Origin of the sequence: Methylopila turkensis (genome assembly GCF_027922325.1) — a bacterium.
GTDB lineage: Bacteria > Pseudomonadota > Alphaproteobacteria > Rhizobiales > Methylopilaceae > Methylopila > Methylopila turkensis.
Map to the genome: position 1 here is coordinate 407,784 of NZ_BSFL01000001.1, position 26,006 is coordinate 433,789.

The 26,006-nt window shown below is 71.1% G+C and carries 25 protein-coding genes; 10 read left to right on the plus strand and 15 right to left on the minus strand.

Annotated elements, in window-relative coordinates; translation table 11 throughout:
• Nucleotides 1-11: 11 nt before the first annotated feature.
• The 4 genes from PKE78_RS01890 to PKE78_RS01905 all read right to left on the minus strand — a co-directional run bounded on the left by PKE78_RS01890 (nucleotide 12) and on the right by PKE78_RS01905 (nucleotide 4,175).
• Nucleotides 12-224, minus strand: a complete 213-nt coding sequence (locus PKE78_RS01890; protein ID WP_271199148.1) for a hypothetical protein — start codon at nucleotides 222-224, stop codon at nucleotides 12-14.
• A complete protein-coding gene (locus PKE78_RS01895; RefSeq protein WP_271199149.1) occupies nucleotides 221-1,030 on the minus strand; it encodes an anti-sigma factor family protein in 810 nt (269 codons plus the stop codon). The genes PKE78_RS01890 and PKE78_RS01895 overlap by 4 nt, the downstream gene beginning before the upstream one ends.
• Nucleotides 1,014-1,559 (minus strand): sigma-70 family RNA polymerase sigma factor, encoded by a 546-nt coding sequence (locus PKE78_RS01900; RefSeq protein WP_271199150.1) that lies wholly within the window; start codon nucleotides 1,557-1,559, stop codon nucleotides 1,014-1,016. Before PKE78_RS01900 ends, PKE78_RS01895 begins: the two co-directional genes overlap by 17 nt.
• 72 nt (nucleotides 1,560-1,631) lie before the next feature.
• Nucleotides 1,632-4,175, minus strand: coding sequence for an HWE histidine kinase domain-containing protein (locus PKE78_RS01905; RefSeq protein ID WP_271199151.1), 2,544 nt, complete (start codon nucleotides 4,173-4,175; stop codon nucleotides 1,632-1,634).
• Nucleotides 4,176-4,494: 319 nt separating this feature from the next.
• On the opposite strand from PKE78_RS01905, the gene PKE78_RS01910 reads away from it, so the two are divergent.
• The 3 genes from PKE78_RS01910 (at nucleotide 4,495) to PKE78_RS01920 (ending at nucleotide 6,987) form a co-directional block, all read left to right on the plus strand.
• On the plus strand, nucleotides 4,495-5,277 hold the full coding sequence (locus PKE78_RS01910; RefSeq protein WP_271199152.1) for a cell wall hydrolase: 783 nt from the start codon (nucleotides 4,495-4,497) through the stop codon (nucleotides 5,275-5,277).
• 85 nt (nucleotides 5,278-5,362) lie between these two features.
• Nucleotides 5,363-5,734, plus strand: coding sequence for a YciI family protein (locus PKE78_RS01915; protein WP_271199153.1), 372 nt, complete (start codon nucleotides 5,363-5,365; stop codon nucleotides 5,732-5,734).
• Nucleotides 5,731-6,987, plus strand: a complete 1,257-nt coding sequence (locus PKE78_RS01920) for an RNA polymerase sigma factor (RefSeq protein WP_271199154.1) — start codon at nucleotides 5,731-5,733, stop codon at nucleotides 6,985-6,987. The genes PKE78_RS01915 and PKE78_RS01920 overlap by 4 nt, the downstream gene beginning before the upstream one ends.
• On the opposite strand, the gene PKE78_RS01925 is transcribed toward PKE78_RS01920, so the two are convergent.
• The 8 genes from PKE78_RS01925 to PKE78_RS01960 all read right to left on the minus strand — a co-directional run bounded on the left by PKE78_RS01925 (nucleotide 6,981) and on the right by PKE78_RS01960 (nucleotide 13,572).
• Nucleotides 6,981-8,351 carry a glutamate--cysteine ligase gene (locus PKE78_RS01925; protein WP_271199155.1) on the minus strand — a complete coding sequence of 457 codons (1,371 nt, stop codon included), beginning with the start codon at nucleotides 8,349-8,351 and terminating at the stop codon, nucleotides 6,981-6,983. The two genes, PKE78_RS01920 and PKE78_RS01925, sit on opposite strands and share 7 nt — an antisense overlap.
• 78 nt (nucleotides 8,352-8,429) lie before the next feature.
• The gene (locus PKE78_RS01930) at nucleotides 8,430-9,131 is read right to left on the minus strand and encodes a L,D-transpeptidase (RefSeq protein ID WP_271199156.1); all 702 of its coding nucleotides are present in this window, start codon (nucleotides 9,129-9,131) and stop codon (nucleotides 8,430-8,432) included.
• Between the two features lie 124 nt (nucleotides 9,132-9,255).
• Nucleotides 9,256-9,999 carry a L,D-transpeptidase gene (locus PKE78_RS01935; RefSeq protein ID WP_271199157.1) on the minus strand — a complete coding sequence of 248 codons (744 nt, stop codon included), beginning with the start codon at nucleotides 9,997-9,999 and terminating at the stop codon, nucleotides 9,256-9,258.
• A gap of 312 nt (nucleotides 10,000-10,311) precedes the next feature.
• A complete protein-coding gene (locus PKE78_RS01940; RefSeq protein ID WP_271199158.1) occupies nucleotides 10,312-11,061 on the minus strand; it encodes a 16S rRNA (uracil(1498)-N(3))-methyltransferase in 750 nt (249 codons plus the stop codon).
• A gap of 24 nt (nucleotides 11,062-11,085) precedes the next feature.
• On the minus strand, nucleotides 11,086-11,556 hold the full coding sequence (locus PKE78_RS01945; protein WP_271199159.1) for a DoxX family protein: 471 nt from the start codon (nucleotides 11,554-11,556) through the stop codon (nucleotides 11,086-11,088).
• The gene (locus tag PKE78_RS01950; RefSeq protein WP_271199160.1) at nucleotides 11,553-12,341 is read right to left on the minus strand and encodes an HvfC/BufC N-terminal domain-containing protein; all 789 of its coding nucleotides are present in this window, start codon (nucleotides 12,339-12,341) and stop codon (nucleotides 11,553-11,555) included. Before PKE78_RS01950 ends, PKE78_RS01945 begins: the two co-directional genes overlap by 4 nt.
• A 1-nt stretch (nucleotide 12,342) precedes the next feature.
• On the minus strand, nucleotides 12,343-13,212 hold the full coding sequence (gene bufB / locus PKE78_RS01955; RefSeq protein ID WP_271199161.1) for an MNIO family bufferin maturase: 870 nt from the start codon (nucleotides 13,210-13,212) through the stop codon (nucleotides 12,343-12,345).
• Nucleotides 13,213-13,287: 75 nt separating this feature from the next.
• The gene (locus PKE78_RS01960; protein WP_271199162.1) at nucleotides 13,288-13,572 is read right to left on the minus strand and encodes a BufA1 family periplasmic bufferin-type metallophore; all 285 of its coding nucleotides are present in this window, start codon (nucleotides 13,570-13,572) and stop codon (nucleotides 13,288-13,290) included.
• Between the two features lie 167 nt (nucleotides 13,573-13,739).
• On the opposite strand from PKE78_RS01960, the gene PKE78_RS01965 reads away from it, so the two are divergent.
• From PKE78_RS01965 to PKE78_RS01995, 7 genes are all read left to right on the plus strand, one after another.
• On the plus strand, nucleotides 13,740-14,291 hold the full coding sequence (locus tag PKE78_RS01965) for a sigma-70 family RNA polymerase sigma factor (RefSeq protein ID WP_271199163.1): 552 nt from the start codon (nucleotides 13,740-13,742) through the stop codon (nucleotides 14,289-14,291).
• Complete coding sequence (locus tag PKE78_RS01970; protein WP_271199164.1) at nucleotides 14,288-14,926, plus strand: NrsF family protein; 639 nt, start codon at nucleotides 14,288-14,290, stop codon at nucleotides 14,924-14,926. Before PKE78_RS01965 ends, PKE78_RS01970 begins: the two co-directional genes overlap by 4 nt.
• Nucleotides 14,927-15,056: 130 nt before the next feature.
• Complete coding sequence (locus PKE78_RS01975; RefSeq protein WP_271199165.1) at nucleotides 15,057-15,566, plus strand: hypothetical protein; 510 nt, start codon at nucleotides 15,057-15,059, stop codon at nucleotides 15,564-15,566.
• A gap of 150 nt (nucleotides 15,567-15,716) precedes the next feature.
• Nucleotides 15,717-17,156 (plus strand): sodium:proton antiporter, encoded by a 1,440-nt coding sequence (locus tag PKE78_RS01980; protein WP_271199166.1) that lies wholly within the window; start codon nucleotides 15,717-15,719, stop codon nucleotides 17,154-17,156.
• 219 nt (nucleotides 17,157-17,375) lie between these two features.
• Nucleotides 17,376-18,233 carry a L,D-transpeptidase family protein gene (locus PKE78_RS01985; protein WP_271199167.1) on the plus strand — a complete coding sequence of 286 codons (858 nt, stop codon included), beginning with the start codon at nucleotides 17,376-17,378 and terminating at the stop codon, nucleotides 18,231-18,233.
• Nucleotides 18,234-18,395: 162 nt separating this feature from the next.
• The gene (locus PKE78_RS01990; RefSeq protein WP_271200046.1) at nucleotides 18,396-20,378 is read left to right on the plus strand and encodes a DEAD/DEAH box helicase; all 1,983 of its coding nucleotides are present in this window, start codon (nucleotides 18,396-18,398) and stop codon (nucleotides 20,376-20,378) included.
• A gap of 106 nt (nucleotides 20,379-20,484) precedes the next feature.
• A complete protein-coding gene (locus tag PKE78_RS01995) occupies nucleotides 20,485-21,969 on the plus strand; it encodes a helicase HerA domain-containing protein (protein WP_271199168.1) in 1,485 nt (494 codons plus the stop codon).
• A gap of 2 nt (nucleotides 21,970-21,971) precedes the next feature.
• On the opposite strand, the gene PKE78_RS02000 is transcribed toward PKE78_RS01995, so the two are convergent.
• The 3 genes from PKE78_RS02000 to PKE78_RS02010 form a co-directional block, all read right to left on the minus strand.
• A complete protein-coding gene (locus tag PKE78_RS02000; protein WP_271199169.1) occupies nucleotides 21,972-23,447 on the minus strand; it encodes a methyl-accepting chemotaxis protein in 1,476 nt (491 codons plus the stop codon).
• 203 nt (nucleotides 23,448-23,650) lie between these two features.
• Nucleotides 23,651-24,142: a DUF3617 domain-containing protein gene (locus PKE78_RS02005; protein WP_271199170.1), complete on the minus strand. Its 492-nt coding sequence runs from the start codon at nucleotides 24,140-24,142 to the stop codon at nucleotides 23,651-23,653.
• A gap of 71 nt (nucleotides 24,143-24,213) precedes the next feature.
• Nucleotides 24,214-25,827, minus strand: coding sequence for a phosphoenolpyruvate carboxykinase (locus tag PKE78_RS02010; RefSeq protein ID WP_428981235.1), 1,614 nt, complete (start codon nucleotides 25,825-25,827; stop codon nucleotides 24,214-24,216).
• Nucleotides 25,828-26,006 lie beyond the last annotated feature (179 nt).

Below are 26,006 nucleotides of genomic sequence, written 5' to 3' on the forward strand. Positions count from 1 at the left end.
TTGCCGCAAGATTAGGCGCGCGCCTGCGGCGTCGGGCGGCGCGGGGCGCGCGGATCGAAAGGCGCGACCTTCGACCGCGCCTGCGCCGCCCGCGCGGCGCGCTTCAGCAGCTCGAGCCCGCCCATCGGCCGATCCGTCTCGGCCACGGACGGCGCCTCGCGCTCCAGCAGTTCGTCGATCCGGCCGCAGGCGTAGGCCGAGCGGAGCTCGCTGCGCAGGCTCATCGGGCGGCCTCCGCGCGGGCGGCGCGGCCGATCCGACCGGCGAAGCGGTCGGCCCGCGCCAGCAGCTTCTCTTCGTCGGCCTGCCCGACCAGGGTGTAGGCGACGTCCGCCACCTGCCAGTAGGCGGCGACGACGCCGTCGTCGATCCTCCTGGCGACCGCCGGCTCCATCCCGAACGCTCCCGGACGCACCGCATAGAACGACAGCAGGCCGAGGTCCGGCGTCTCCATCGCCATCTGGACGCTCGGCCCGTACTTGGACGGGAAGACCTGGACGTCGGTCACCTTCCAGTCCTTGGGCAGCTTGGGAAGCACGATCGCGGTCGCGGCGCGGATCTCGGTGCGGTCGTAGTCCGGCGTCTCGACCTGAGACACCATCTCGCCGCGCAGCAGCGCCGTGCGATGGGCCATGACGGCGTCGACCACATAGGCGGGCGGCTGGGGGGACGCGAACACCGCCCCGACCAGCAGAGGTCCGACGGAGGCGTTCGCGATCCAGCCGGCGCCGACGAGCAGCATGACCACCGCCGCGCGCCTGAGGTTCACGAACAGGCGCTGCCGCGAGCGCGCGCCTTCAAGCCGTCGCGCGAGCTTCAGGGTCTGCGCGCGCCTATCCGCCGGGGCTTCCGGTTCGCCGAAGGCGCAGCGCAGTTCGTCGCGCAGGCGCATATCGGCCATCACCCGGCTCGCCAGCGGCGGATGAGCGGCGAGATAGGCCTCGATCTCGATGCGGCGGCGCAGGTCGACCTGACCGTCCACATAGGCGTCGAGCTCGCCCTCCAGAATGGGATCAGGAGTCGATGCCATCGGTTCCTCTCACGATGCGAAGATGCTGGGGTCGCCTCTCCGGCTCCTCGGCCTCGATCCGCCGCAGCGCCTCGCGGGCGCGGGCGAGCCGCGACATCAGCGTGCCGACCGGCGCGCCGAGCACGTTCGCGGCGTCGGCGTAGGACAGGCCCTCGACGGCGACGAGATGGAGCGCGGCGCGCTGCTCTTCCGGCAGGGCGGCGAACCGCTCGCGGATCTGCGCGAGCCGAACGACGTGGTCCTGCGCGGGCGCGTGGTGGTCGTCCGACGTCTCGCCGGCGCGGGCGATGCGCAGCAGCTCGGCCCGGCGGCTGCGCACGCCGTCGATGAAGACCGCGTGCAGGATCGCGAGCAGCCAGGGCCGCAGCTCCCGCTCGTCGTCGTAGCTCGCCCGCTTGGCGTAGGCGCGGACCAGCGCGTCCTGCACCAGGTCCTCGGCGTCGGCGAGATCGCGCGTCAATGTGAGCGCGTAGCGGCGCATGGCCGGCAATTGCGCGATCACGTCGAAGCGGGAGGAGCTGCTCGTCATGACAGGCGTACGGAGCCGCGGAGCCGTTTCATCCGCAGCATCGCGCATTTTTTTGCGCGCCGCCGCCCGGCATCAGGCCTGCGCGTCGATCGCCTGCTCGAGGCCCCGGATCAGGGCCTGCGCGTCATAGGGTTTACGGACGACCGGAATGTCCGAGAAAACCTCGGGGATCATCGAGCGGTCGCCGTAGCCGGTGGCGAAAACGAACGGGATGTTGCGCCGAACCAGCTCCTCCGCCACGGCGATCGAGGTGCCGTCGCCCAGATTGACGTCGAGCACGGCCGCGTCCGGCGCGAACTGCATGAGGTGGCGCAGCGCGTCGGCGGCCGATCCGCTGGTCGAGACGTTCGTCATGCCGCTGGCCGCGAGCATCGCCTCGACATCCATCGCGATCAGCATCTGATCCTCGACCAGGAGCAGGCGAATGTCACCAAGGGGCGCGGCCGGCTGCGGCTCCGCGACCGGTTCGGCGATGTCGGCGCCACGCACGCGGGAATCCACCAGCGCGACATGCTTCGCGGGGATCAGCAGCCGAGCTTCAACCCCGCTCGGCGGATACTCGACGGCGCTCTCTCCGCCGAGATCGTAGGGAATGCTGCGGTCGACCAGAACGGTGCCGAAGCCCTGCCGCGTCGGCGGCGACACGCGCGGCCCTCCGCTCTCGCGCCACAGAATCTCGCAGTCGCCGGCGGATGTCGCGGTCCACGTCACGCCCAGCCGGCCGCCCCGCGCGGACAGCGCGCCGTATTTCGCCGCATTGGTCGAAAGCTCGTGCAGCACCAGCGCGATCACCGAAAACGCGCGCGCGTCCAGCCAGAACTCCGGGCCGCTGGTCTCCACCGTCGCCCCCGGATCGCGATAGGGCGTCAGTTCGGCCGCCACCAGATCGGACAACCGACCGCCGCCGTCTCCCCGAACGATCTGGTCGTGCGCGTAGGCGAGCGCCTGGATCCGGCCCTTGAGCGAGGCGACATAGTCCGCGATCGAACGACCGTCCTTGGCCGGATGGCCGACAAGCGACTTGATGATGGCCAGGATGTTCTTGACGCGGTGGTTTAGCTCCTCGTTCAGCATGCGCTGGCGCAGATCCGCCTTACTGCGTTCGTCGGCGAGGAGCTCGTTGTGCCGGAGAGCGATCTCCACCAGCGCGCTGCGGGCGGCCTCCGCGATCTGGCGATCGTCGTCGGACCACGGCCGCGACTGGCCGCGCACGGTCTCCTTCCAGATCGCGAAGCTCTTGCGCGGCGTAAGGCGGTCGCCGAGAGGGCCTGTGGCGTAGACCTTCTCCGGATTGCCGGCCCAGTCGAGCGTCTGCACGATCTCTTTGCGGAAGAAGAACAGATAGTCGCGCGGGCGCTGGGACAGCGGCACGGCGAGCATGCCCGCGACCGACGGACAGTCTTCCTCCGCCTCCGGCAGCAACTGCCCAAGGGCGTGCGTGGCGAAAACCCGCCCCTCGGCGACCCCGCCGACGAACTGCGCGAGCGGCGGCGCGAAGGTCGCGGGCGGCGCCGCGCCGATCGACAGCCAGGCGCCGCCGAACCAGAGTCCGACGCCGTCGCAGGGCATGAGCTGCCGGATGTCGTCGAGGCTCTCGCGCAGCGCTTCGCCCAGATCGGCGTGGTGCGAGGCGAGACGCAGCACGCCGTCCAGCGCCTGGCGCGCCTTGGTCGCGGCGTCGAGCTTGCCGCGCTGCTTCAGGGCTTCGAGATGCAGCGAGAAGAACTCGCCGAACATCTCCGCCGCCGACCGCTCGGCCATCGGCAGCACGCGCGGGGTGTAGTGATGGCAGGCGATCAGGCCCCACAGCTCTCCGCCCACCACGACCGAGATCGACATCGAGGCCGCCACGCCCATGTTGCGAAGGTACTCGCAGTGGATCGGCGACACGCTGCGCAGATGCGCGAACGACAGGTCGAGCGGCTCGCCCGAGGCGTCGATCGCCGGCGCCAGCGGCACGCGCTCTCCGGAGGCGTCGGAGATCACGCGGATGGTGTTGCGCAGATAGAGGGCGCGGGCCTGCTGGGGAATGTCGCTCGCCGGAAAGTACTGTCCGAAGAAGCTCTCGAGGTCCGGCCGCTTCGCTTCCGCGACCACCCGCCCGGAGCCGTCGCGCTCGAGGTGATAGACCATGACGCGGTCATAGCCTGTGACCGCCTTGACGAGGCGTGCCGAGTCCTGGACCAGCCTGCCGACCTCGTCCAGGCCACGGATGCGGCCGATCAGCATCCGCGCGAGCTCGAGCGGCTGCCGCGCCTCGACGCTCGACGGCTCGAACTCGATGATGGCGTTCGCGGCGTGGGTGTGGACCGCCATGTCGAACAAGCGCCCGCCGACCTCGACCGCGAACGACAGCGCCGGCCGCGACGCGTCGCCGGTCAGCGTCAGCGAGTTCCGTACGAGATGGGCGGCCGACGCGCCGATCACGTCCGCAAGCTCGCGGCCGTTGACATCGCCAGGCGCGCTCAGCATCTCCGGCGCGTTCGCCGAATGGCGCAGCACCCGTGACGCGCTGGGATTGCAAACGATCATGCAGCCGTGCGGCTGTATGCTCCCGGGAATATGGATCGGCTCCCGGTCGCAGTTGGTCAGATCGACCGTGGATGCGGCGGGCATCCGATCTCCTTCTCGATTGCGCGCCGCCCCCGCGACACCCGAACGCGACCAGATCGCGTCACCGGGCTCACCGGATATACAGTTACGTCTCTCTCCGGGAAAGGGCGCCGGTTGCATCGGCGCCGCCTCGAAATCCTGCGGCCGAAACGGCTTTGGGTTCATCGTTGCGGGCGGATTAACCCAAATCAACCCGTCGCCGGGCGGGCGTTAACCGCGACATTAACGATTTGATAACCGGCCGCGGGTCCATTAACCCCTCAGTAAGGACGCCGGCTAACCGAAGGCGGCGTCTGGAAGCTGAAGGGGGAACGCCAGCCGCATGACGAAATCCGTCGTCCGTGTCGTCGCGTCCGCGACCGTCGCTCTCGCCGCCGCGGCCTGCGCGCAAGCGCCGAAGCCCGCCGCGATCGTCAAGGTCAGCTACTCCGCGCAAGACCGCGACTGCCTCGCCCGGGCGATGTATTTCGAGTCCCACCGCGGCAGCGACGAGGGCATGCGCGCCGTCGGCACAGTGGTGACGAACCGCGTGAAGTCAGGGACTTACGGCTCCACGGTGTGCGATGTTGTGGCCCAGAAAGGCCAGTTCGCGCCCGGCGTGATGACGAAGGCCATGGACGACGGCGGCGCCGAGCGCGCCCGCCGCGTGGCCGACGAGGTGCTGCAGGGCAAGCGCCATCCGGGCGTTCGGAACGCGATGTTCTTCCACACCGCCGGCCTGCGCTTCCCCTACCCCAACATGCATTACGTGCTGCTCGCCGGGGGCAACGCCTTCTACGAGAAGCGTAGCGTCGAGACCCCGGCGGACCTGCGCGAGAACGCCCGCTCCCGGGCGCTCGCGCTCGCCTTCGCCAAGACCGACCCGACCGCCGAGGCGAAGCCGATCGTCGTGGCGTCTCTCGCCCCGCGCGAGGCTCCGCAGCCGTGGGCGCCTCCGGCGCAGGCCTCGGAGACGCCGGCGGCCGTCACGGTGACGACCACCGAGACGCCGTCCGCGACGCCCGCCTTCGCGCCGATCCCCTTGCCGCCTCAGGCTTTTCCGACGCCCGCGGCGGAGCTCCCGACGCACCAGCCGACCATGGCCCTGACGGCCGAACCGCGCTGACGCCAAAACTTTTAGCGTGACCAGCGCAGGCGCTGTCGGCCCGGGGCATACTCGTCCGTCCTTGTGACGAAACGGGACCGCTCCGATGCTCTACGCGCTGCTCTGCTACCACTACGAGGACGTCGTCACCTCCTGGACCAAGGAGGAGGACGACGCCTGCATGGCCCGGCTCGACGTCGTGCACGAGAAGATCGCCCGCCAGGGCAAGCTCGGGCCCGCCGCGCGGCTGATGCCGACCACCGCGGCGACCACGCTGCGCAAGGACAGCGATCCGCCGCTCGTCATCGACGGACCGTTTGCGGAGACCAAGGAGCAGCTGCTCGGCTTCTACGTGGTCGACTGCGCCTCGCTCGACGAGGCGCTTGAGATCGCGCGCGATCTCGGCCGCGCCAACCCCGGCGGCTCCTACGAGATCCGGCCCGTCTCGCTCTTTAAGCCCGGCGCGCTCCCGACATGACGACCGACCTCGCCTGGATCGACAAGGCGCTCATCGCGGCGCGCCCGCAGGCGGTCGCGGCGCTGCTGCGCTACTTCCGGGACCTGGAGCTGGCGGAGGAAGCCTTTCAGGAGGCCTGCCTCAAGGCGCTCGCCGCCTGGCCCCGCAACGGCCCGCCGCGCGATCCGGCGGCCTGGCTCATCTTCGTCGGCCGCAACGCCGCGCTCGACGCCAAGCGACGCGACCGTCGCCTCGCCGCGCTGCCCGACGAGGACGCGATCTCCGATCTCGACGACGTCGAGGGCGATCTGGTCGAACGGCTCGATCAAGCCGGGTACCGGGACGACATCCTCCGGCTGCTGTTCGTCTGCTGCCATCCCGACCTGCCGTCGACGCAACAGATCGCGCTCGCGCTTCGGGTGGTGTCGGGCCTCGCCGTGCGCCAAATCGCGAGGGCGTTCCTTGTCAGCGAAAGCGCCATGGAGCAGCGCATCACACGCGCGAAAGCCCGCGTCGCGAAGGCCGGGACCCCGTTCGAGACGCCGTCAGCGATCGAGCGCGCGGAGCGGCTCACGGCCGTCTCCGCCATGATCTATCTCGTCTTCAACGAGGGTTATTCGGCCGGCGAAGCGACGAACGAGGCCCGCACCGCGCTCTGCGACGAGGCGATCCGGCTCGCGCGCCTGCTGATGAAGCTGTTCCCCGCCGAACCCGAGTTGATGGGGCTCTCGGCGCTGATGCTGCTGCAGCATTCCCGCGCGGCCGCGCGGTTCGACGCCGAGGGCGGCGTCGTGCTGCTGGAAGAGCAGGACCGCGCCCTGTGGGACCGGCGCATGATCGCCGAGGGCCTCGCCCTGATCGAGAAGGCGATGCGGCGTCGGGCGCCCGGCCCCTATCAGATCCAGTCCGCGATCGCCGCGCTCCATGCCCAGGCCGCGTCCGGCTCCGACACCGACTGGCGCGGAATCGACCAACTCTACGCCACGCTCGAACGGATGCAGCCCTCGCCCGTCGTCACGCTGAACCGCGCCGTCGCGGCCGCCAAGCTCGCCGGCCCCGAAGCCGGGCTCGCGCTGATCGAGCCGCTCGCGGACAAGCTCTCAGGCTACTTCTACTATTTTGGCGTGCGCGGCGTTTTCCTGAAGCAGGCCAATCGCTTCGCCGAAGCCCGCGTGGCCTTCGACCGAGCGATCGCGCTTGCGAATTCGCCGGCCGAGGCCGCCCATATCCGGATGCACCTCGATCAGCTGACGTCCGAGGCGGCGCCTCAGTAGGCGAGTTCGCCGAAGGCCGGATCGACGCTTTTCTCCCACGGGCCGTCGTACTTCGCGAGCAGCTGCTCGGCGAGCGTGGCGTTCTGCTCGACCACGCGATGCAGCGGCGCGAGATGGATGCGCTCGTCCTCGCCGTAGAGGTTGAGCCGCGCGCGTCTGGCGAGGCCGTCGTCGGCGAGCGCCAGCACGTCGCGGGCCACTTCGAGCACCGACCGGTTGCGGATGCGGGCGGACAGACCCTCGCGGGGGACGTCGTCGCGAAGCTTCTGACGCTCTTCGGCGGTCCAGTGCTTCACGATCTCCCATGCGGCGTCGAGGCTTGCGTCGTCATAGAGCACGCCGACCCACAGGGACGGCAGCGCGCAGATGCGTCCCGTCGGTCCGGAGTCCGCGCCGCGCATCTCGAGGTAGCGCTTCAGCCGCACCTCGGGGAAAATCGTGCTGAGGTGGTTCGCCCAGTCCGCGACGGTCGCGCGCTCGCCCGGAAGCTGCGGCAGCCGTCCCGCCAACAGATCGCGGAAGGAGGCGCCCGCCACATCGTGGTAATGGTCGCCGCGCTTCACGAAATACATTGGCACATCAAGCGCGTAGTCGACGTAGCGCTCGAAACCCATGCCGTCTTCGAACGCCCAGGGCAGCATCCCGGCGCGGGCGTTGTCGGTGTCGCGCCAGATCTCGGAGCGCGCGGACAGGAAACCGTTCGGCCGCCCTTCCGTGAACGGGGAATTGGCGAACAGCGCGGTCGCGATCGGCTGCAGGGCCAGGCTCACCCGCAGCTTGCGGACCATGTCCGCCTCGCTGGAGAAGTCCAGGTTCACCTGCACCGTGGACGTCCGGTACATCATGTCGAGGCCGCGCGAGCCGACCTTCGGCATGTAGCGGGTCATGATGCCATAGCGGCCCTTGGGCATCACCGGGGTCTCCGCCAAGGTCCATTTCGGGCTCATGCCGAGCCCGAGGAAGCCGAGGCCGAGCGGCTCCGCCACCTGCCGCACCTGAGCGAGATGGGCGTGCAGTTCGGAGCAGGTCTGGTGGATCGTCTCAAGCGGCGCGCCGGAGAGTTCGAACTGGCCGCCCGGCTCAAGACTGATGGCGCCGCCGCCGGTCACGTCGAACAGGCCGATGATGCGGCCGTCCTCCATGATCGGCTCCCAGCCGAGCAGCATCTGCATCCCTTCGAGCAGGGCGCGGATGCCGTTCGGCCCCTCATAGGCGACCGGCGACAGGTCGGCCCGGCGGAACGGGAACTTCTCGTGCTCGGTCCCGATCCGGAAGCTTTCGACCGGCTTGCAGCCGACCTCGAACCAGGAGACCAGCTCCTCGCGCGAGGTGATGAAGGTGGGATCGAGTTGGTCGCGGGCCATGCAGGCTCCTGATCAGGCGAAGCCGCAGACAGTTAGGCGGTCGGATCGCAGGCGTAAAGCCGGTCTGCCCGACGAACCTCAGGTCACGCCGAGGGTGCGGCTCGCAGGCAGCACCACGACCTGCGCGCCGGTCGAGACGCGCTCGTAGAGGTCGATGATGTCCTGGTTGAGCATGCGGACGCAGCCCGACGACATGGCGCGGCCGATGGAGCGCGGCGCGTTGGTGCCGTGGATGCGGTACATCGTGTCGCGTCCGCCCTGGTAGAGGTAGAGCGCGCGCGCGCCGAGCGGATTGTCGAGCCCGCCGGGCATGCCGCCGGCCCATTTCGCGTTCAGCGCAGGATCGCGCGAGATCATGTCGCGGGTGGGCGTCCAGGTCGGCCAGGCGGCCTTGCGCTGGATGGTGGCGCGGCCGTTCCACTCCATGCCCTGCTTGCCGACGCCGACGCCGTAGCGCATGGCGCGGCCGTTCTCGAGCACGAGGTAGAGCAGGCGCGCGTCGGGATCGACGACGATCGTGCCGGGCCTCTCGCCGGTCGGGTCCGTCATGCTGCGACGGAGCACGGCGGGGTGCAGGTTGCGCCAGTTGATGCCCGGCACGGGGAACTTCTCGTCGGGCCGCGGCCCGTAGATGTCGTCGTAATTCGCGCCGTCGGGATCGATGAACGCCCTGACGTCGCGCAGCGAACCGCCGGCGCAGGCCGCGAGGCCCAGCGGCAGCAGCGAGACGAGCGCGCGCCGGGTGAGCTGGCGGGAGGCGGGAGCGTCGTTACGCGACATGGGCGGGCCGTCCGTTCGTGTATGCGCTATCAGCGGCGGCCGCAGGCGCGGCCGCACTGACGTCGTCAGCTGAAAAAGCGGAAGGGCGCGGCGCGCGCCGTCAAGGGCTGCGCGCCGGCCGAAATCACGCGCGGACGACCACGCGGGTGCCGAGCGGCACGCGGCTGTACAGGTCGATGACGTCCTGGTTCAGCATGCGGATGCAGCCGGACGAAACCGCCTTGCCGATCGAGTAGGGCTCGATGGTGCCGTGGATGCGGAACAGCGTGTCCTTGTCGCCCTGCCACAGCGCCATGGAGCGGGCGCCGAGCGGGTTGCTGGGACCGCCGGGCATGCCGTTGGCGTAGGGACGGGCGTGCGGGTCGCGCGCAACCATCTCCGCCGGCGGGTGCCAGTCCGGCCATTCGAGCTTGCGGCGGATGTAGGCCTCGCCGTTCCACGAGAAGCCCTGCCGGCCGACGCCGACGCCGTAACGGATCGCGGTGCCGTCGTCCTGGACGAGGTAGAGATGCCGCTCGTGCGGGTCGATCACGATCGTTCCGGCCGGCTCGCCGGTGGTGTTCGGGACCGTCTGCTTGAGGAACTTCTGGTCAATCCGCTGAAGGTTGACCGCCTTGATCGGGAAGGGCTCGTCGGCGCCGGCGGCGGCGCCGTAGCGCGCGTCGTCGGACAGTCCCGAGCCGAAGGACGGCGCCGGCGGCAGGACCGGCGTCACCGTCACCGGAGCGGCCGCGTAAGGCATCGGGTTCGCCGTCGGCAAAGCCCGCGACTGCGAGCAGGCGGCTAGAGCGAGCGGCAACGCCGCCAGAATCAACCGGCGCGACCAGAGCGCGACGGAGGCTGCGAAAGCGTTCGAAACTGATGACATGGGAGGTATTCTTCGCATGACCCGCACACGCCGCCACGAGCCGGCGGCTTCTCTAACGGCTATACGCCTCTCGACGTTCCGGCGGCATGCCAAGATCGCGAGCGGGCGGTCGATCCCGCCGCTGTGCGCTATTTCGGCAACTCCGCCGCGACGCGAACCACGCAATTCGAGGTTAAGCGACCTGCAACCTCGGGTTAACAATTGGCCGAACAGGGTTAACAAGGGGTTGACGGCGCGACCGCCGTTAACCCGGCGACGCTGGGTGAATTAACCTCAGCTGCGCGGGGCGGGTTAACCCGCCCCGCTCTGTGTTCAAAATGAGGCGTCGCCGTCCCGCGCCGCCTGCACGAGCGCCAGCGCCGCGACCGCGGCGGTGTCCGCGCGCAGGATTCGCGGACCGAGCGACAGCCGGACCACCGACGGCAGCCGCAGCAGCGCGGCGCGCTCGGCGGGGTCGAACCCGCCCTCCGGACCGATCAGCAGGCCGATCGCGCCGGAGACCCGTCCGCGGAGCGCCGCCATCGGATCGGCGACGTCGGCGGCCTCGTCGCAGAAGGCGAGCGGGACCTCCGTCGGCCAGGCGCCCAGCGCCTTCTCCAGCGGCTCGGGCTCGAGCACTTCGGGCGCGGAGATCACGCCGCACTGCTCCGCCGCCTCGACGACGTTGGCGCGCATGCGATCGAGATTGACGCGGGCGGCCTGGGTCCGCCGCGTCAGCACCGGGCGCAGCCGGCCCGCGCCCATCTCCACCGCCTTCTGGACCATGTAGTCGAGCCGGGCGTGCTTCAGCGGCGCGAACAGGTAGTCGACGCCGGTCGGCGGCGTCTGCGGCCGGGTCATCTCCTCGACGACGACTGTCACCCGCTTCTTCGCGACCTCTGCGGTCCGCGCCCGCCATTCGCCGTCGCGGCCGTTGAACAGCAGCAGGCCGTCGCCGGGCGCGAAGCGCAGCACGTTGCGGAGGTAGTTCGCCTGCGCGTCGCCAAGGTCGACGCTCGCCCCGGCCGCGAGGTCGGCCTCGACGAACAGGCGCGTGGACGTGAAGTCGTAACGGGCGGACATGGAGCCGTTCTTAGTCGACGCCGCTCACCGGCGCCACGCCCGCGCGACGAGATGGTCGAGCGACAGCGCGCCCGGCCCGCGCGCGATCACGAGCAGGAAGCAGGCGGCCCAGACGCCGTGGGTCGGCCAGGCGTCGGGATAGACGAAGATCTGGATGACGAGCGTCATGGCGAGCAGCGCGAGCGCCGCGAACCGGCTGGCGAAGCCGATCACCAGCAGCAGCGGGAACAGATGCTCGGCGGCCGCCGCCGCATAGGCCGCGACCGTCGGATCGACCAGCGGAAGGCGGTACTCCTCCTCAAACAGGAACACCGCGCTGTCGGACAGGCCGAAGCCGCTGACCTTGGTCTGGCCGGACTGCCAGAACACCGCGGCGGGGAAGACGCGGGCCGCGAGCGCCAGCGCCGAATAGGGAATGCGCTCGAACAGCGCGATCGCGGCCTCGACGGCGCGGGCGATCCCGGAGGCTGGGGCGGCGGTCGGAGCATGGGTCATGGGGCGCGCCCTCCCCGGCGCGGTCGGGCCGCCGTCATGGCGACCACGAGGCCGGCCCCGATCAGGCCGGCGAGGTTGAGGGTGAGGTCGAAGCCGGCGTCGTTTCCGGCCGCGAGCCGCGCCGCGGTCCCGAGCGTCATGCCGGCGGCGAGCGCGCCGAGGAAGGCCGCGCCTCCCGCCGGCAGCCGGCGCACGACGACGTCGAGCGCGGGCCGGACGACCAGGGCGTCCTCGGGCGACCAGTCGACGATCGGGGCAAGGTCGCGCTCTCCGGCGTTCATCGCCCAGATCGTCAGCGCGGGATAAGCGGAGCGCACGATCTCGAGCGAGGGGTGAAGCGTGATGCGGAGCCGCTGCAACTCCTCCGGGCGCATGGCCGCGAACCGTTCGGGCCCCAGCGGCTCGGCGTCGGCGGCGTGATAGGCGCGGGTGCGCGCCGCCTCGATTCGCATGACGTCCGCGACGTAAGCCGCGCTCGCGAGCGCAGGGACCGCGGCGGCGAAATCCGCCAGGCCGTCTCCATAGGCCATCATCAGGGCTGAGCGCGGCGGATGCGCGCGCGCATAGGCGCCAGCGAGCTCGGCGAAGAAGGCCTCGCCGACGATGCGCCGGCTGGCCGGAAAGCGCGTCTCCAGCGCGGCGCGGAGCGACGCGGCGACGTTGTTCCGATAGACCACGAAGCGTCGCTCCGGGACCCGGCCGCGCGAAAGCGCGAGGTCGGGAGGAAGCGCGGCCGCCGGATCGCGCAGCGCCGCGGCGAAGCGGGACTGGACGGCCGCGCTCATGTCACGCCGCCTCGTCATGGGCGGCGGCGACGAGAAGGCCGCGCGCGCGCTCGGCCTCGGCGCGCAGCGCGGGCCACGCCGGCACGTCGTTGTCCCACTCGATCAGGGTCGGCAGCGGCCCGGCGCGGCGGAGGACGCGGCGATAGAGCGCCCAGACCGGGTCCGGCACGACGGCGCCATGGGCGTCGATCAGCAGCGGCGCGCCGGCGTCGTCCGTGGTCTCGGCATGGCCCGCGAGATGAATCTCGCCCACGTCGGCGAGAGGAAAGGCGTCGAGCCAGGCTTCGGGCGAGGTTCCGTGATTGGTCGCGGAGACCAGCACGTTGTCGAGGTCGAGCAGCAGCCCGCAGCCGGCGCGGCGCGCGACGGCGGCGAGGAACGCCGTCTCCGGAATGTCGCTTTCGGCGAAGGCGACGTAGGTCGCCGGGTTCTCCAGCAGCATGCGCCGGCCGAGCGCGTCCTGCGTCTGCGCCACATGGGCGACGACCCGGTCCAGCGTTTCGGCGGTGTAGGGCAGCGGCAGCAGGTCGTTCAGGAACGCGCCCGCGTGGGTCGACCAGGCGAGATGCTCGGAGAAGCTCTCCGGCTCGTAGCGGTCGCACAGCGCCTTCAGCCGGGCGAGGTGCTCGCGGTCGAGCGGATCGGCGCCGCCGATGGACAGACCGACGCCGTGGAGGGACAGCGCGTGGTTGCGGCGCAGCCGGCCGAGCCGGGCGTGCGGCGGCCCGCCGGCGCCCATGTAGTTCTCGGCGTGGACCTCGAAGAAGCCGTCGAACGGCCGGTCGGCGAGGATGTCGTCGAAATGCTCCGGCTTGAAGCCGACGCCGGGCAGCGCCGGCAGCCGGACGGGGAGCGGCGAACGCAGGACCATGGCGGTGCCTCCTTGGCGGCCGGGCCCTTGTCCCCGCGCCCTCGCGCGGGCGGCGGGGACAAGGAGCGCGACGCTTTACGACTTGAGCGGGGTGAGCGAGCCCATGCCGGACGGCGTCTTCATCGTGACGCAGGTGCCGGCGGGAACGGCCTTCCAGGCGTTGCCCTGATAGTCGACCTTGGAGGTCCCGGCGCAGGTCGTGCCCGCGCCCGCGGCGCAGTCGTTCTGGCCCTTGAGGGCGACGCCGTAGCACTTCTCCTTGCCGGCCATCTTCTCCTCGGCGAAGGCCGGGCTGGCGACGGCGGCGAGGGCGGCGGCGAAGGAGCCGGCGAGCGCGACGTTGACGGTGCGGCGATTCATGATCTTGTCCTCCTGAGGATCGGCGAGCCCCATCGGCCCGCGTTGAGGAGTTCGCGTGAAGCTGCCGGCCTGTTACGCTTCCGCGCCAAAAAATCGTTGGAAAATGAGGTGCGGGACGCGTGTAACGCTTCGCCGCCCGGCTGCGTAAAGGGCCCGAGGGAGGCTGCGTGAACGAAAGGGAGGGCGACTGGGCGGCATGGCTCGCGGCGGCGGAGGCCGGCGACGCCTCGTCCTATCGGCGGCTGCTCGAAGAACTCGCCGGCTTCCTGCGCGGCGTGCTCCGGCGGCGGGCCTCGGCCTACCGGCTCGGCGCGGACGACGTGGAGGACGCGCTGCAGGAGGCGCTGCTCGCGATCCACCTGAAGCGCGGCACATGGGACCCCGCGCAACCGGTCGGCCCGTGGGCCGCGACGATCGCGCGGAACAAGCTGATCGACTCGCTGAGGCGCCGCGGCCGGCGCGTCGACGTGCCGATCGACGAACTGGCGGAGGTCCTGCCCGCGCCGGCGGAGGACGACGGACTGACGCCGCGCGAGACCGAGAAGCTGATCGGCGTGCTGAAGGGCCGCCAGCACGACGTGGTGAAGGCGATCTCTCTCGACGGCGACGACATCCGCTCGACCGCCGCGAGATACGGAATGAGCGAGGGGGCCGTGCGCGTCGCCCTGCATCGCGGGCTCAGCGCGCTGTCCGCCGCTTACAGGAGTTTTAGGGAATGAGGACCGACCAGCTCATCGGAGCGCTTGCGCAGGACGCGGCCACGCCGCCGGTCCGGCTGACGCGCGCCCTCGCGCTGGCGACCCTCGCCTCCGTGGTCGTCGCAGGCGTCGTCTTCATGATTGAACTCGGGCCCCGGCCCGACGTCATCGCCTCGCTCGGCACGCTGCGTTTCCCGTTCAAGTTCGTCGTGACGACGGCCTTCGCCGCCGCCGCCGCCGCGCTCGTCCTCAGGCTGTCGCGGCCTGCGGCCGCCACCGGGCCGGCGAAGGCGGCGCTGGGCGCGGCGCTGACCCTGCTGGCGCTCGGCGTCGCCGCCGAGCTCAACATGACGCCGGAAGCGAGTTGGGCGACCCGCCTGATCGGCCGCAACGCGATGACGTGCCTGACCTATGTGCCGCTGATCGCGGCGGCGCCGCTCGGCCTGCTGCTCGTCGCGCTCAGGCGCGGCGCGCCCTCCTCGCCCGCCGCCGCCGGCGCCGCCGCCGGCCTGCTCGCCGGCGCCATCGCCGCGACCTTCTACGCCGCGCATTGCCCGGACGACTCGCCGCTGTTCGTGGCCGTCTGGTATTCGATCGCGATCGCGATCGTGGCGGGCGTCGGGGCGGTTCTGGGCAGGAGACTTTTGCGGTGGTGAAGGCCGCGCGGCGTCACGGTTAACGCTAAGTGAACAAATCGCGCGGACTCAGCGGGATGCACTATTCCAGAGCCCAGGTCTTGGCTTTATCGCTGTCCTGCGGCGGCGGTCGAAACCGGGGGCGGATGCGATGGATCGGAGCTTGTGGGCCACGGCGCTGGTCGGTTTCCTGACGCCGATCGTGCTGCTGGCGCCGTTCAATCCCGCCAAGGCCGGCTTCCTGGACTGGCTGTTCGGCCGTCGTCCCGCGGCGACGCAGCAGGCGGCGCATCCCGACGTGACGATCGCGCCGCGCCAGAAGGTCCGCACGGCGGCGAAGCCGGTTCCGCAGCTGAGCCCCGCGGAGATCCTGGCCCGGACGATCGACCCGAAGGCCAATCCGGACTGGCATCTGATCGACCCCACCCTGCGCAACGGGGACATCCTGTTCCTCGCCGACCGCGTGCTGGTGTTCAAGGGCGGCGCGACCGGCGTGCTCGCGAACTATGTTCCGGTCGGGCAGAGCCGGCTGGTCTCGGCCAAGGACCGCCGCCTGATCCAGGCGATGGCGGGAGGACGGATCGCGCCGACCCGCGCCGCGACACGCCTCGCCTCAACGACCGCGACGAAGGCCGGACGTCAGGTCGCCGCGGCGCGCTGAGGCTTCGAACCGCTCCGGCGGGCGGCCGTTTCGCAGAGCCCGCCTCCACGGACGTCGACGGGAGAGGCGTCCGGTTTCGGTTGGCCGGCGCCGCGACGGACGATAAATCTGAGGCCGCCCGCCCTTCCGACCCTGAGTCCCGCCGCACCGATGACGTCTCGCGCCCCGCGCCTGCTTCTCCTCGCTGGGGGCGTCCTCGCCGCCGCGCTCTCCGCGCCCTCCCCCGCGTTCGCCGCGGCCTCGGGCCATGTGGACGGCGCCGGGCTGTCGCTGGTCTGGACGCTGCCGCTCGTCGGCATGCTGCTGTCGATCGCGATCCTGCCGCTCGCGGCCCCGCATCTCTGGCACCACCATTACGGCAAGATCGCCGCCGGCTGGGCGCTGGCGCTGCTCGCGCCCTTCGCGCTCGTCGAAGGCCCCGGGCCAGTCGGGACCGAACTCGTCCACGCGGCGGTCGGCGAGTACGTCCCGTTCGTGATCTTGCTGTTCTCGCTGTTCACGATCTCGGGCGGCATCCTCGTCGCCGGCAACCTCCACGGCACGCCCGCGCTCAACACGACGCTGCTCGCGATCGGCACGCTGCTCGCGAGCGTGATCGGCACCACCGGCGCCTCGATGGTGCTGATCCGGCCGCTGCTCCGGGCCAACGACCACCGCCAGCGCAACGCCCATGTGGTGATCTTCTTCATCTTCCTGGTCTCGAACATCGGCGGCTCGCTGACGCCGCTCGGCGACCCGCCGTTGTTCCTCGGCTTCCTGCAGGGCGTCGACTTCTTCTGGACCACGACCCACATGGCCAAGGAGACCGCGGTTCTGGTCGCGATCCTGCTGCCGGGCTTCTACCTGCTCGACCGCTGGTTCTTCTCGCGCGAGCCGGCGGTCCCGAAACCCGATCCGACGCCCGACAGCCGGCTCGCGCTCAAGGGCCTCCAGAACCTTCCGCTGCTCGCGGGCGTCGTCGCCGCGATCCTGATGAGTGGGCTCTGGGATTCCGGCGTCGTCTTCGACGTGTTCGGGACCAAGGTCACGCTGCAGGCGCTCGCCCGCGACGTGATCCTCGTCGGCCTCGCGCTGGTCTCGCTGAAGATCACGCCGGCGGAGCTGCGCGAGCGCAACGGCTTCGACTGGGAGCCGATCCGCGAGGTCGCCAAGCTGTTCTTGGCGATTTTCACCACGCTGATCCCGGCGCTGCTGATCCTGAAGGCGGGAACCGAGGGCGCGGCGGCACCGCTGATCGCGCTGGTCTCGCGGCCCGACGGCGCCCCGAGCGACGCCACCTATTTCTGGCTCACCGGCCTGCTGTCGAGCGTGCTCGACAACGCCCCGACCTACCTCGTGTTCTTCAACATCGCCGGCGGCGACGCGCAAGAGCTGATGGGGCCGCTCGCCTCGACGCTCGTCGCGATCTCCGGCGGCGCGGTGTTCATGGGCGCGCTCACCTATGTGGGCAACGCGCCCAACTTCATGGTGCTCGCGATCGCGAAGAGCCGCGGCGTCGCGATGCCGAGCTTCTTCGGCTACATGCTCTGGTCGTGGGGCATTCTCGGCCCGTGCTTCGTGCTGCTGACGCTGCTGTTCTTCGACTGGTGAGCGGCCGGCCGGTCGCCGGAATCACGCCTGCGCGAACGCGCCGCGTCGCCGGAAGCGGTTTACCGGACGTTATCGGAATCCGGCGAAGTTAGCGGACGATCCTTTTTTCGACGGTTGTGTGTCGAAAGGGTCGCCGCGGGCGGCGCGTGTTTGCCGGCCGCGATGGCCTGAGCCGCGTTCGGCGCCCCCGCGCCGAGGCCGGGCCGCGGAGCAGACGAGATGCGTTCAAGGTCGCCGGGCCTCACCCTCGCCGTCGCAGCGGCGCTCGCCCTCATCCTCGCCGGCTGCTCGTCCAGCCCCCGCGTCAAGAAGGTCAAGACCGGGGCGGTCTCGTATCAGACGGTCAGCCTGATGCGAGAGAACGACATGCCGCGCCAGGCGCCGATCCTGATCCGGGTCTACAAGCAGGAAGCGGTGCTGGAGGTCTGGAAGCAGGAGCGCAACGGCCGCTACGGCCTGCTGCGCTCCTACGAGATCTGCCGCTTCTCCGGCAAGCTTGGCCCAAAGCTGCGCGAGGGCGACCGGCAGGCGCCGGAAGGCTTCTACGCCATCACCGCGGGCGGGCTGAACCCGTACTCGCGCAACCACCTCGCCTTCAACATCGGCTTTCCCAACGCCTTCGACCGCTCGCTCGGCCGCACCGGCAGCCATCTGATGGTGCATGGCGGCTGCAAGTCGATCGGCTGCTACGCCATGACCCACAAGAACATGCACGAAATCTACGCGCTGGTGCGCGAGGCGCTGCTGAGCGGCCAGAGCGCGGTGCCGTTCCAGGCGTTCCCCTTCCGCATGACCGACGCGAACATGGCGCGGCACGCCGACAACCCGAACATGCCGTTCTGGGCCATGCTGAGGGAAGGCCACGACATCTTCGACGCGACCGCCCGTCCGCCGCAGGTTGCGGCCTGCGGCGGACGCTACGGCTTCGCGCGTCCGCCCCGTCCGGGCGAGCCGCCGGCGTCGAGCGAGGAGATCTGCGCCAACGCCTCCTACGCCCGCGGCGGCGACGTCGGCGGCGCGCGCATGGACGCCGCCTACGCCCCGCCCCTCGACGCGGGCATGATGGCCGTGCGCTGACGCCATAGGGCGCAAGGTGGCGCCGCGGCGCAAAACGCGGTATCAGGGCGGCCACACGCAAGATCGGGCCAAATCCGGCGAAGAGACGCCGCGGACGACAACCGTCCGCGGCGTCTCTTCGCATTGTTCGCCCGCCGTTCGAAAAGCGATCCGCCCTTGTCCATGACCGACCTCGCCGCCCCGCTCGCACGCGCGCTCGACGCCCGCGGCTATGCGGAGCTCACGCCCGTCCAGAACGCGGTTCTGGCCGAGGGCCTCGAGGCGCGCGACCTGCTGGTCTCGGCCCAGACCGGCTCCGGCAAGACGGTGGCCTACGGCCTCGCCATGGGCGGCACGCTGCTCGACGGCGCCGAGTTCCTCGGCGAGGCCGGCCGCCCGGTCGCGCTGGTGGTGGCGCCGACCCGCGAGCTCGCCATGCAGGTGGAACGCGAGCTGCGCTGGCTGTTCGCCGAGGCGCGCGGCCGGGTGACCGCCTGCGTCGGCGGCATGGACCCGCGCGCCGAGCGCCGCCGGCTGGAGCTCGGAACCCACATCGTCGTCGGCACGCCGGGCCGGCTGCGCGACCACATCGAGCGCGGCGCGCTCGACCTCTCGGGCCTCAAGGCCGCGGTGCTGGACGAGGCCGACGAGATGCTCGACCTCGGCTTCCGCGAAGACCTCGAGTTCATCCTCGAGGCCGCGGCGGCGGAGCGGCGGACGCTGCTGTTCTCCGCCACGCTGCCGAAGGACATCATCGCGATCACCCGCCGCTTCCAGCGCGACGCCGCCCGCATTGAGATCGCGGGCGCGACCCGCGCCCACGCCGACATCGAACACCGCGCCGTGCGCGTGCATCCGCGCGAGTCCGGCCATGTGGTGGTGAACCTGCTGCGGCAGTTCGATTCCGAGGCCGCGATCGTGTTCTGCGCCACCCGCGAGAGCGTGCGCCGGCTGCACGCCACACTCGCCGAGCGCGGCTTCGACGCGGTGTCGCTGTCGGGCGAGCTCAGCCAGAACGAGCGCAACCGCGCACTGCAGGCCCTGCGCGACGGCCGCGCCAAGGTCTGCGTCGCGACCGACGTCGCCGCCCGCGGCATCGACCTGCCGAAGCTCGGCCTCGTCATCCACGCCGAGCTGCCGCACGACGCCGAGATCTTCCAGCACCGCAGCGGCCGCACCGGCCGCGCGGGGCGGAAGGGCGTCAGCGTCCTGCTGGTACCGACCTCGCGGCGGCGCAAGGCCGAGACCCTGATGGTCGACGCCGGCGTGACCCCGATCTGGAGCGGCCCGCCCACCGCGGAGGAGATTCGCGTGCTCGATCAGGAGCGGCTGCTGGCCTCGCCCACGCTCACCGATCCGGCGACCGACGAGGACCAGGCGCTGGCGCAGGCCTTCGCCGCACGGCTCACGCCCGAGCAGATGGCGGTCGCGCTGGCGCGGCTGCACCGCGCCCACCTGCCGGCGCCGGAAGAGGTCAGCGATCCCGGCGAGCGTCCCGCGGTGGTCCGCAAGGGCGCCGGCTCCGACCGCTTCGAGCGCGCCGGCTCCGAGCCCCGCGCGCCGCGCGGGCCGTTCGGCGAGGGCGTGTGGTTCCGGCTCGCCGTCGGCCGCAAGCAGAACGCCGATCCCAAATGGCTGCTGCCGCTGATCTGCCGCCGCGGCGGCGTGACCCGCGACGACATCGGCGCGATCCGCATCTTCGACGGCGAGACCAAGGTCGAGATCGCCGCCGCCGCCGCGGAGAGCTTCGCCGCGATGGCGCTCGGCGCCGAGAAGGGCGACGTCGCGATCTCCCGCGCCGAGGCGCCCGGCGCGCGCGAGCCCAGCGCCCGCAAGGCCCCGCGTCCGCGCTTCGACGATCAGAAATCCGACCGGCCCCGGCAGGACAGGCCGGGCTACGGCTCCAAGCCGGGCTACGACCCGATGAACGCGGCGCCCGCGCGCGAGCCCGGAGCGCGTGCGCCCGCGCCTTACGTGAAGCGCCCCCGCCCTGACGCGCCAAGCGAGGCGCAGGGGGCGCGGACTTTCCGCGACAAGCCCGCCCACGGCCACCACGCCGCCGCGACGCGCGACCGTCCGCGGCCGGAGCGGCCGTCCGGTCCGCGCAAGCCGACCGACGGCCCGGCCAAGAAGCCGCATCGCGGCCGCCGCTTCGCCGACGGCTGACACGCGCTTTCTCTGGGGACGACGGCGCGGCGGCGTGGACTTGTGCGCCGCGATCGCGGACCGTCCCCTCCCCTGACACGGCGACGGGAGCGGGAATCAGGCCGGCATGACGGTGAGCGTGGACATCGGCGCGCGGGGCAACGGCCAGCGCGCCGTCCTCGACCTCGAGGAGCTGCTGGCGACCCGCCTGCTCGTGCAGGGCAATTCGGGCTCGGGCAAGTCGCACCTGCTGCGCCGGCTGATGGAGCAGAGCGCGCCCTGGGTGCAGCAGTGCATCGTCGACCCGGAGGGCGACTTCGTCACCCTCGCCGACGGCTTCGGCCATGTGGTGGTGGACGCGGCGGGCTGCGAGCGTGATCTCGGCCTGATCGCGGACCGCGTGCGCCGCCATCGCGTGTCCGTGGTGCTGAACCTCGAGGGGCTCGACGTCGACCGCCAGATGCGCGCCGCGGCCGTGTTCCTGAACGGCCTGTTCGAGGCCGACCGCGACGTCTGGTATCCCATGCTGGTGGTGGTGGACGAGGCGCAGCTGTTCGCGCCCGCGGCCTCGGGCGACGCCGACGAGGAGAGCCGCCGCCAGTCGCTCGCCGCCATGACCAACCTGATGTGCCGCGGCCGCAAGCGCGGGCTCGCCGGCGTGATCGCGACCCAGCGGCTGGCGAAGCTCGCCAAGAACGTGGCGGCGGAAGCCTCGAACTTCCTGATGGGCCGCACCTTCCTCGACATCGACATGGCGCGGGCCGCCGACCTGCTCGGCATGGAGCGGCGGCAGGCTGAGGCGTTCCGCAACCTCGACCGCGGCGCCTTCGTGGGGCTTGGCCCGGCGATCGGCCGCAAGCCGGAGGCGATCCGCATCGGCGCGGTGCAGTCCGAGGGCAGGGGCAGCAGCCCGAAGCTCACGCCGCTGCCGGAGCAGCCGGCGGCGGAGGACGCGGCCGGGCTGATCTTCCGCCCTTCGCTCGGCGAGGCCGCCCCGCGCGCGCAGGCGGCGACGGCCTCCACCGCCGACGTTCTGGCGCAGCTCGCCCGCTCGCGCGAGGCCGCCGCCGCAGCGGCGCCCGAAGCCCGCGTCGATCTGTTCGCCGACGCCGAGCGCGAAAAGGCCATCGCCGAGATCATGGCCGCGATCGTGGCGGAGCCGGACGCGAGCTTCCAGCCGGTCTCGGCGCTCTATCAGGATTTTCTCGTCCGCTGCCGCATCGCCCGGCTGCCGGGCGAGGCGCCCGACCTGCCGCGCTTCCGCCGCGAGCTCGCGATCGCCAAGGCCGGCGTCGACGACGCGTCGGTCGAGGCCTCCGACTGGGAGCAGGCGACGCTGGTCGCCGCCTCGCTGCCGGAGGACGTGCGCGGCGTGTTCCTGCTGGTGGCGAAGGCGGCGCTCACCAAGGCGCCCTGCCCCTCCGACGGCGAGATCGCCCGCGCCTACGGCACCCGCTCGCCCGGCCGGGCGCGGCGGCTGCTGGCCTATATGGAGGAGCGCGGCTTCCTCACCTGCGCCGCCGACATGCGCGGCGCGCGCATCGTGATGCTGCCGGACCTCGGCTGGCAGACCGCGCCGGGCTTCCCCGACGCGCTCGCGAAGACGGGCTGAAGCTACCGCGCCAGCACACGGGCGGCGTCGCGGGTGGTGGTGACGGCGCTCGAGACCTGCCCGACCGCGCGCGAAATCTGGTCGATGGCGCCGGAGATGTCGGCGACCGAGCGCGCCGCGCCCTGCATGTTGGCGGACATGTCGCGCGTGACCGTGCTCTGCTCCTCGACCGCGGCGGCGGTCGCGACCACCGAGCCGCGCATGATCTCGACCGAGCCGCGGATCGCCTCCAGCGTCTGGACGACGTCGTTCGACAGGGTCTGGACGCCGGCGATCTCGGCGCCGATGCGATCGGTGGCGCGGGCGGCCTGCGCCGCGAGGTTCTTCACCTCCTGCGCCACCACCGCGAAGCCGCGGCCCGCCTCGCCCGCGCGGGCCGATTCGATCGTGGCGTTGAGGGCGAGCAGGTTGATCTGCGCCGCGATGTTCTGGATCAGCGCGACGATGCCGCCCATGGCGGAGGCCGCCTCCGATAGGCGACGCGTGAAGTCGGTCGCCACGCTGGTCTGCTCGAAGGCGTCGTCGGTCGCGCCGCGCGAGCGCGACATGCTCTCCGACACTTCGGCGACGGAGACGGCGAGCTGCTCGGCCGCCGCCGCCATGGTCTGGACGTCGCCGGTCGCCGCAGCCGCGGCGTGAAGCGCGCCGCCGGCCTCGTCGGCCGAGCGCGCCACCGCCTCGTCGATCTCAGAGAAGTTGCGGTCGATCATCCGCTGGAGGTTGGCGAGCAGGCGCACCTGCTCGGTGATGTCGGTCGCAAACTTCACCACCTTGTAAGGCCGGCCGGAGGCGTCGAGGATCGGGTTGTAGGAGGCCTGGATCCAGATCTCGCGGCCGTCCTTGCCGATGCGGCGGTACTGGGCCGCCTGATGCTCGCCGCGCTTCAGCCGGGCCCAGAACGCGGCGTATTCAGCGCTGTCGCGCTCGGCCGGCTCGACGAACATCGCGTGATGACGGCCAGCGATCTCGTCCAGCCGGTAGCCGAGCACGGCGAGGAAGTTGTCGTTCGCCGTGAGCACCTCGCCGTCGAGCGTGAACTCGATCACCGCCTGCGACTTGCCGATCGCCGCGATCTGGCCGGCGCGGTCGGCGTCCTCCGCCTTCTGGCGGGTGATGTCGGTCGCGAACTTGATGACCTTGTAAGGCTTGCCGTCGCGCCCGAGCACGGGGTTGTACGAGGCCTCGATCCAGATCTCATCCCCGGTCTTTGAGATCCGCTTGAACTGCGAGGCTTCGAACGCGCCCGAGCGCAGGCGGCTCCAGAACGCGGCGTAGTCGGGCGACGCGGCGTAGGCCGGCTCGACGAACATCGCGTGATGCCGACCGACGACCTCGCTCCTGGCGTAGCCGACGACCGCGAGAAACGCGTCGTTAGCGGAGAGCACATTCCCGGCGAGATCGAACTCGATCACGCCCTGGACGCGGTCGAGCGCCGCGAGGCGCGCCTCCCGGTCCGCCGCCTGTCGTGTCTGGAACATCGTCGCAGCCCCCGCCGCTCGCACGGGAGAAGGCGCCGCCCGGCCCAACGCCGGACGCTCGATCGCCCGCCCCCAACCCGAGAGTGCGCAAGCCCTGATTAAGACGGCCGCCTCAATTGGCTGTGATCGGTCACAGTGGCGGCGAAACGTCAGGCGCGCGCCATCGCCGCGCGACATCGGCGGCGCGAGAACGTCCCTCGCGTCTACTGCGTCTTCGTCGGCGTTCCCGGCGTCGGCGCGACCGTGCCGTCCTCCAGGATGATGTCGCCCGGCTTCTGGCCGGGCTGGCAGTCGCCGACGCGGCGGTTCTCGATCACCGTCTTGCGGGTGAGCGGCGTCGACTGTTCGGGAAGCCCCGTCAGCACCGTGACGGTCTCGATCCGGACCGTGGTGCGGAAGTCGCCGGTGATGGCACCCCTGCCCTCGGCGGTGACCGCGCCGACCTTGCACACCGTCTCCGTCGCGTAGCCGTCGCCCGTCCGGGTCACGACGTTCTTCGAACAGGAGTTCGCGCCGCCGACCGCCTGCTTGGCCAGCCGGTCGGTGTCCTCGCCGACGCACTGCCGCGCCTTGGTGACGCCGTCGTCGGACGTGCTGACCGATTCCCACAGGCCCGGCGTCCGGGGCGGCACCTCGTCCGCGACCGCCGCGCCCGCCGGCGCGGCGATGAGGGCCGCAAGGATGATCGCTCTCATGGGTTCGCCTTTCGTCGATCGTCAGGCGACGTCACATAGGGCGACGGGGCGGCGAACCTATGCCGGGCCCCTCATTCGGCCGCGGCGCGGAAAGACGGCGAGGCGTCGCGAACCTCGGCGTCGACCGCCTCGTCGAAGCGCTCGAAGTTCTTGCGGAACATCTCCACCAGGCGGCGGGCGGCGGCGTCGTAGGCCGCCTTGTCGGCCCAGCCTTCGCGCGGCCTGAGCAGCGCCGGGTCGACGCCGGGCGCCTCGGTCGGGACCGCGAAGCCGAAATTCGGGTCGACATAGGTCTCGGCCTGCTTCAGCTCGCCGCTGAGCGCGGCCGAGAGCAGCGCGCGGGTGGCCGCGATCGGCATGCGCTCGCCGACGCCGTAGCCGCCGCCGGCCCAGCCGGTGTTCACCAGCCAGCAGTCGACGTCGTGCTCGGCGATCAGGCTCTTCAGCAGCTCGCCATAGACCTGCGGCGGACGCGGCATGAACGGCGCGCCGAAGCAGGTGGAGAAGGTCGCCTGCGGCTCGTTCACGCCGGTCTCGGTGCCGGCCACCTTGGCGGTGTAGCCTGACAGGAAGTGGTACATCGCCTGCGCTGCGGTGAGCCGCGCGATCGGCGGCATCACGCCGAAGGCGTCCGCGGTCAGCATCACGATGTTCTTCGGCTGGCCGGCGCGGCCCGTCGGGCTCGCGCCCTTCACGAAGCGCAGCGGGTAGGCGCCGCGGGTGTTCTCGGTGCGCGAGCCGTCGTCGTAGTCCGGCAGCCGCGTGACGGGATCGAGCGGCACGTTCTCGAGCACCGCGCCGAAGCGGCGCAGCGCCGCCGCGATCTGGGGCTCGGCCTTTGGACGCAGGCGGATGGTCTTGGCGTAGCAGCCGCCCTCGAAGTTGAACACGCCGTCCGGACCCCAGCCGTGCTCGTCGTCGCCGAGAAGCTGGCGCTGGCCATCGGCCGACAGCGTGGTCTTGCCCGTGCCAGACAGGCCGAAGAACACCGCGACGTCGCCCTGCTCGCCCACGTTGGCGGAGCAGTGCATCGGCATCACGCCGCGCTCGGGCAGCAGGTGGTTGAGCACCGAGAACACCGACTTCTTCATCTCGCCGGCATAGGCCGTGCCGCCGATCAGCACGATCCCGCGGGCGAGATCGAGCGCGATCACGGTCGGCGAGCGCACGCCGTGGCGCTCGGGATCGGCCCGGAACGACGGCAGGTCGACGATGGTGAGCTCAGGCGCGAAGCGCGGCAGCTCCGCCCGCTCCGGCGGGATCAGCATGGTGCGGATGAACAGCGAGTGCCACGCGTATTCGGTGTAGACGCGGGTCGCGAGCCGGTGCGCGGGGTCCGCGCCGCCGTAGAGGTCCTGCACGAACAGCTCGCGGCCGCGGACATGCGCGATGAAGTCCTGCCGCAGGGTCTCGAACTGCTCGGGGGTGAGGCTCACGGCGTTGTCCCACCAGATCGTGTTCTCGGTGGTCTCGTCGCGGACGATGAACTTGTCCTTCGGGGAACGGCCGGTGTGGGCGCCGGTCTCGGCCGCGAGCGCGCCGGTTGCCGAGAGCTGGGCTTCGCCGCGGCGAAGCGAGCGCTCGATCAGCACCGGGGTCTCGAGGTTCCAGTTGAGCCCCGCGAGATCCACGAAGCCGAAGGTTTCGGCCCCGTGATCCTCGTTCCACTCGCCGATCTGTCGCAACATCGTCTCCATGGTCATTTCCGCGCTGCTCGCGCGCTCCTTGGCTCCCCAGAGATCAGCCAATCGGGGCGCGAACATGACAGTCCTGTCAAGATTGCGGCGCCGCTCTTACGACCAGGTTTGCGTAGAAAATCCTACCCCTTTAGTCGACAGCTCAGCAGTCGAGCGGCGATAACTTG

What these genes read in the sequence shown, in the direction of transcription:
- bufB (WP_271199161.1), bottom strand. Translation starts at nt 13,212, where the DNA reads ATGGTCCTGCGTTCGCCGCTCCCCGTCCGGCTGCCGGCGCTGCCCGGC.
- PKE78_RS01900 (WP_271199150.1), bottom strand. Translation starts at nt 1,559, where the DNA reads ATGACGAGCAGCTCCTCCCGCTTCGACGTGATCGCGCAATTGCCGGCC.
- PKE78_RS01895 (WP_271199149.1), bottom strand. Translation starts at nt 1,030, where the DNA reads ATGGCATCGACTCCTGATCCCATTCTGGAGGGCGAGCTCGACGCCTAT.
- PKE78_RS01890 (WP_271199148.1), bottom strand. Translation starts at nt 224, where the DNA reads ATGAGCCTGCGCAGCGAGCTCCGCTCGGCCTACGCCTGCGGCCGGATC.
- PKE78_RS01940 (WP_271199158.1), bottom strand. Translation starts at nt 11,061, where the DNA reads ATGTCCGCCCGTTACGACTTCACGTCCACGCGCCTGTTCGTCGAGGCC.
- PKE78_RS01995 (WP_271199168.1), top strand. Translation starts at nt 20,485, where the DNA reads ATGACGGTGAGCGTGGACATCGGCGCGCGGGGCAACGGCCAGCGCGCC.
- PKE78_RS01930 (WP_271199156.1), bottom strand. Translation starts at nt 9,131, where the DNA reads ATGTCGCGTAACGACGCTCCCGCCTCCCGCCAGCTCACCCGGCGCGCG.
- PKE78_RS01980 (WP_271199166.1), top strand. Translation starts at nt 15,717, where the DNA reads ATGACGTCTCGCGCCCCGCGCCTGCTTCTCCTCGCTGGGGGCGTCCTC.
- PKE78_RS01925 (WP_271199155.1), bottom strand. Translation starts at nt 8,351, where the DNA reads ATGGCCCGCGACCAACTCGATCCCACCTTCATCACCTCGCGCGAGGAG.
- PKE78_RS02005 (WP_271199170.1), bottom strand. Translation starts at nt 24,142, where the DNA reads ATGAGAGCGATCATCCTTGCGGCCCTCATCGCCGCGCCGGCGGGCGCG.
- PKE78_RS01910 (WP_271199152.1), top strand. Translation starts at nt 4,495, where the DNA reads ATGACGAAATCCGTCGTCCGTGTCGTCGCGTCCGCGACCGTCGCTCTC.
- PKE78_RS01960 (WP_271199162.1), bottom strand. Translation starts at nt 13,572, where the DNA reads ATGAATCGCCGCACCGTCAACGTCGCGCTCGCCGGCTCCTTCGCCGCC.
- PKE78_RS01990 (WP_271200046.1), top strand. Translation starts at nt 18,396, where the DNA reads ATGACCGACCTCGCCGCCCCGCTCGCACGCGCGCTCGACGCCCGCGGC.
- PKE78_RS01915 (WP_271199153.1), top strand. Translation starts at nt 5,363, where the DNA reads ATGCTCTACGCGCTGCTCTGCTACCACTACGAGGACGTCGTCACCTCC.
- PKE78_RS01985 (WP_271199167.1), top strand. Translation starts at nt 17,376, where the DNA reads ATGCGTTCAAGGTCGCCGGGCCTCACCCTCGCCGTCGCAGCGGCGCTC.
- PKE78_RS02000 (WP_271199169.1), bottom strand. Translation starts at nt 23,447, where the DNA reads ATGTTCCAGACACGACAGGCGGCGGACCGGGAGGCGCGCCTCGCGGCG.
- PKE78_RS01935 (WP_271199157.1), bottom strand. Translation starts at nt 9,999, where the DNA reads ATGTCATCAGTTTCGAACGCTTTCGCAGCCTCCGTCGCGCTCTGGTCG.
- PKE78_RS01970 (WP_271199164.1), top strand. Translation starts at nt 14,288, where the DNA reads ATGAGGACCGACCAGCTCATCGGAGCGCTTGCGCAGGACGCGGCCACG.
- PKE78_RS01945 (WP_271199159.1), bottom strand. Translation starts at nt 11,556, where the DNA reads ATGACCCATGCTCCGACCGCCGCCCCAGCCTCCGGGATCGCCCGCGCC.
- PKE78_RS01905 (WP_271199151.1), bottom strand. Translation starts at nt 4,175, where the DNA reads ATGCCCGCCGCATCCACGGTCGATCTGACCAACTGCGACCGGGAGCCG.
- PKE78_RS01975 (WP_271199165.1), top strand. Translation starts at nt 15,057, where the DNA reads ATGGATCGGAGCTTGTGGGCCACGGCGCTGGTCGGTTTCCTGACGCCG.
- PKE78_RS01950 (WP_271199160.1), bottom strand. Translation starts at nt 12,341, where the DNA reads ATGAGCGCGGCCGTCCAGTCCCGCTTCGCCGCGGCGCTGCGCGATCCG.
- PKE78_RS01920 (WP_271199154.1), top strand. Translation starts at nt 5,731, where the DNA reads ATGACGACCGACCTCGCCTGGATCGACAAGGCGCTCATCGCGGCGCGC.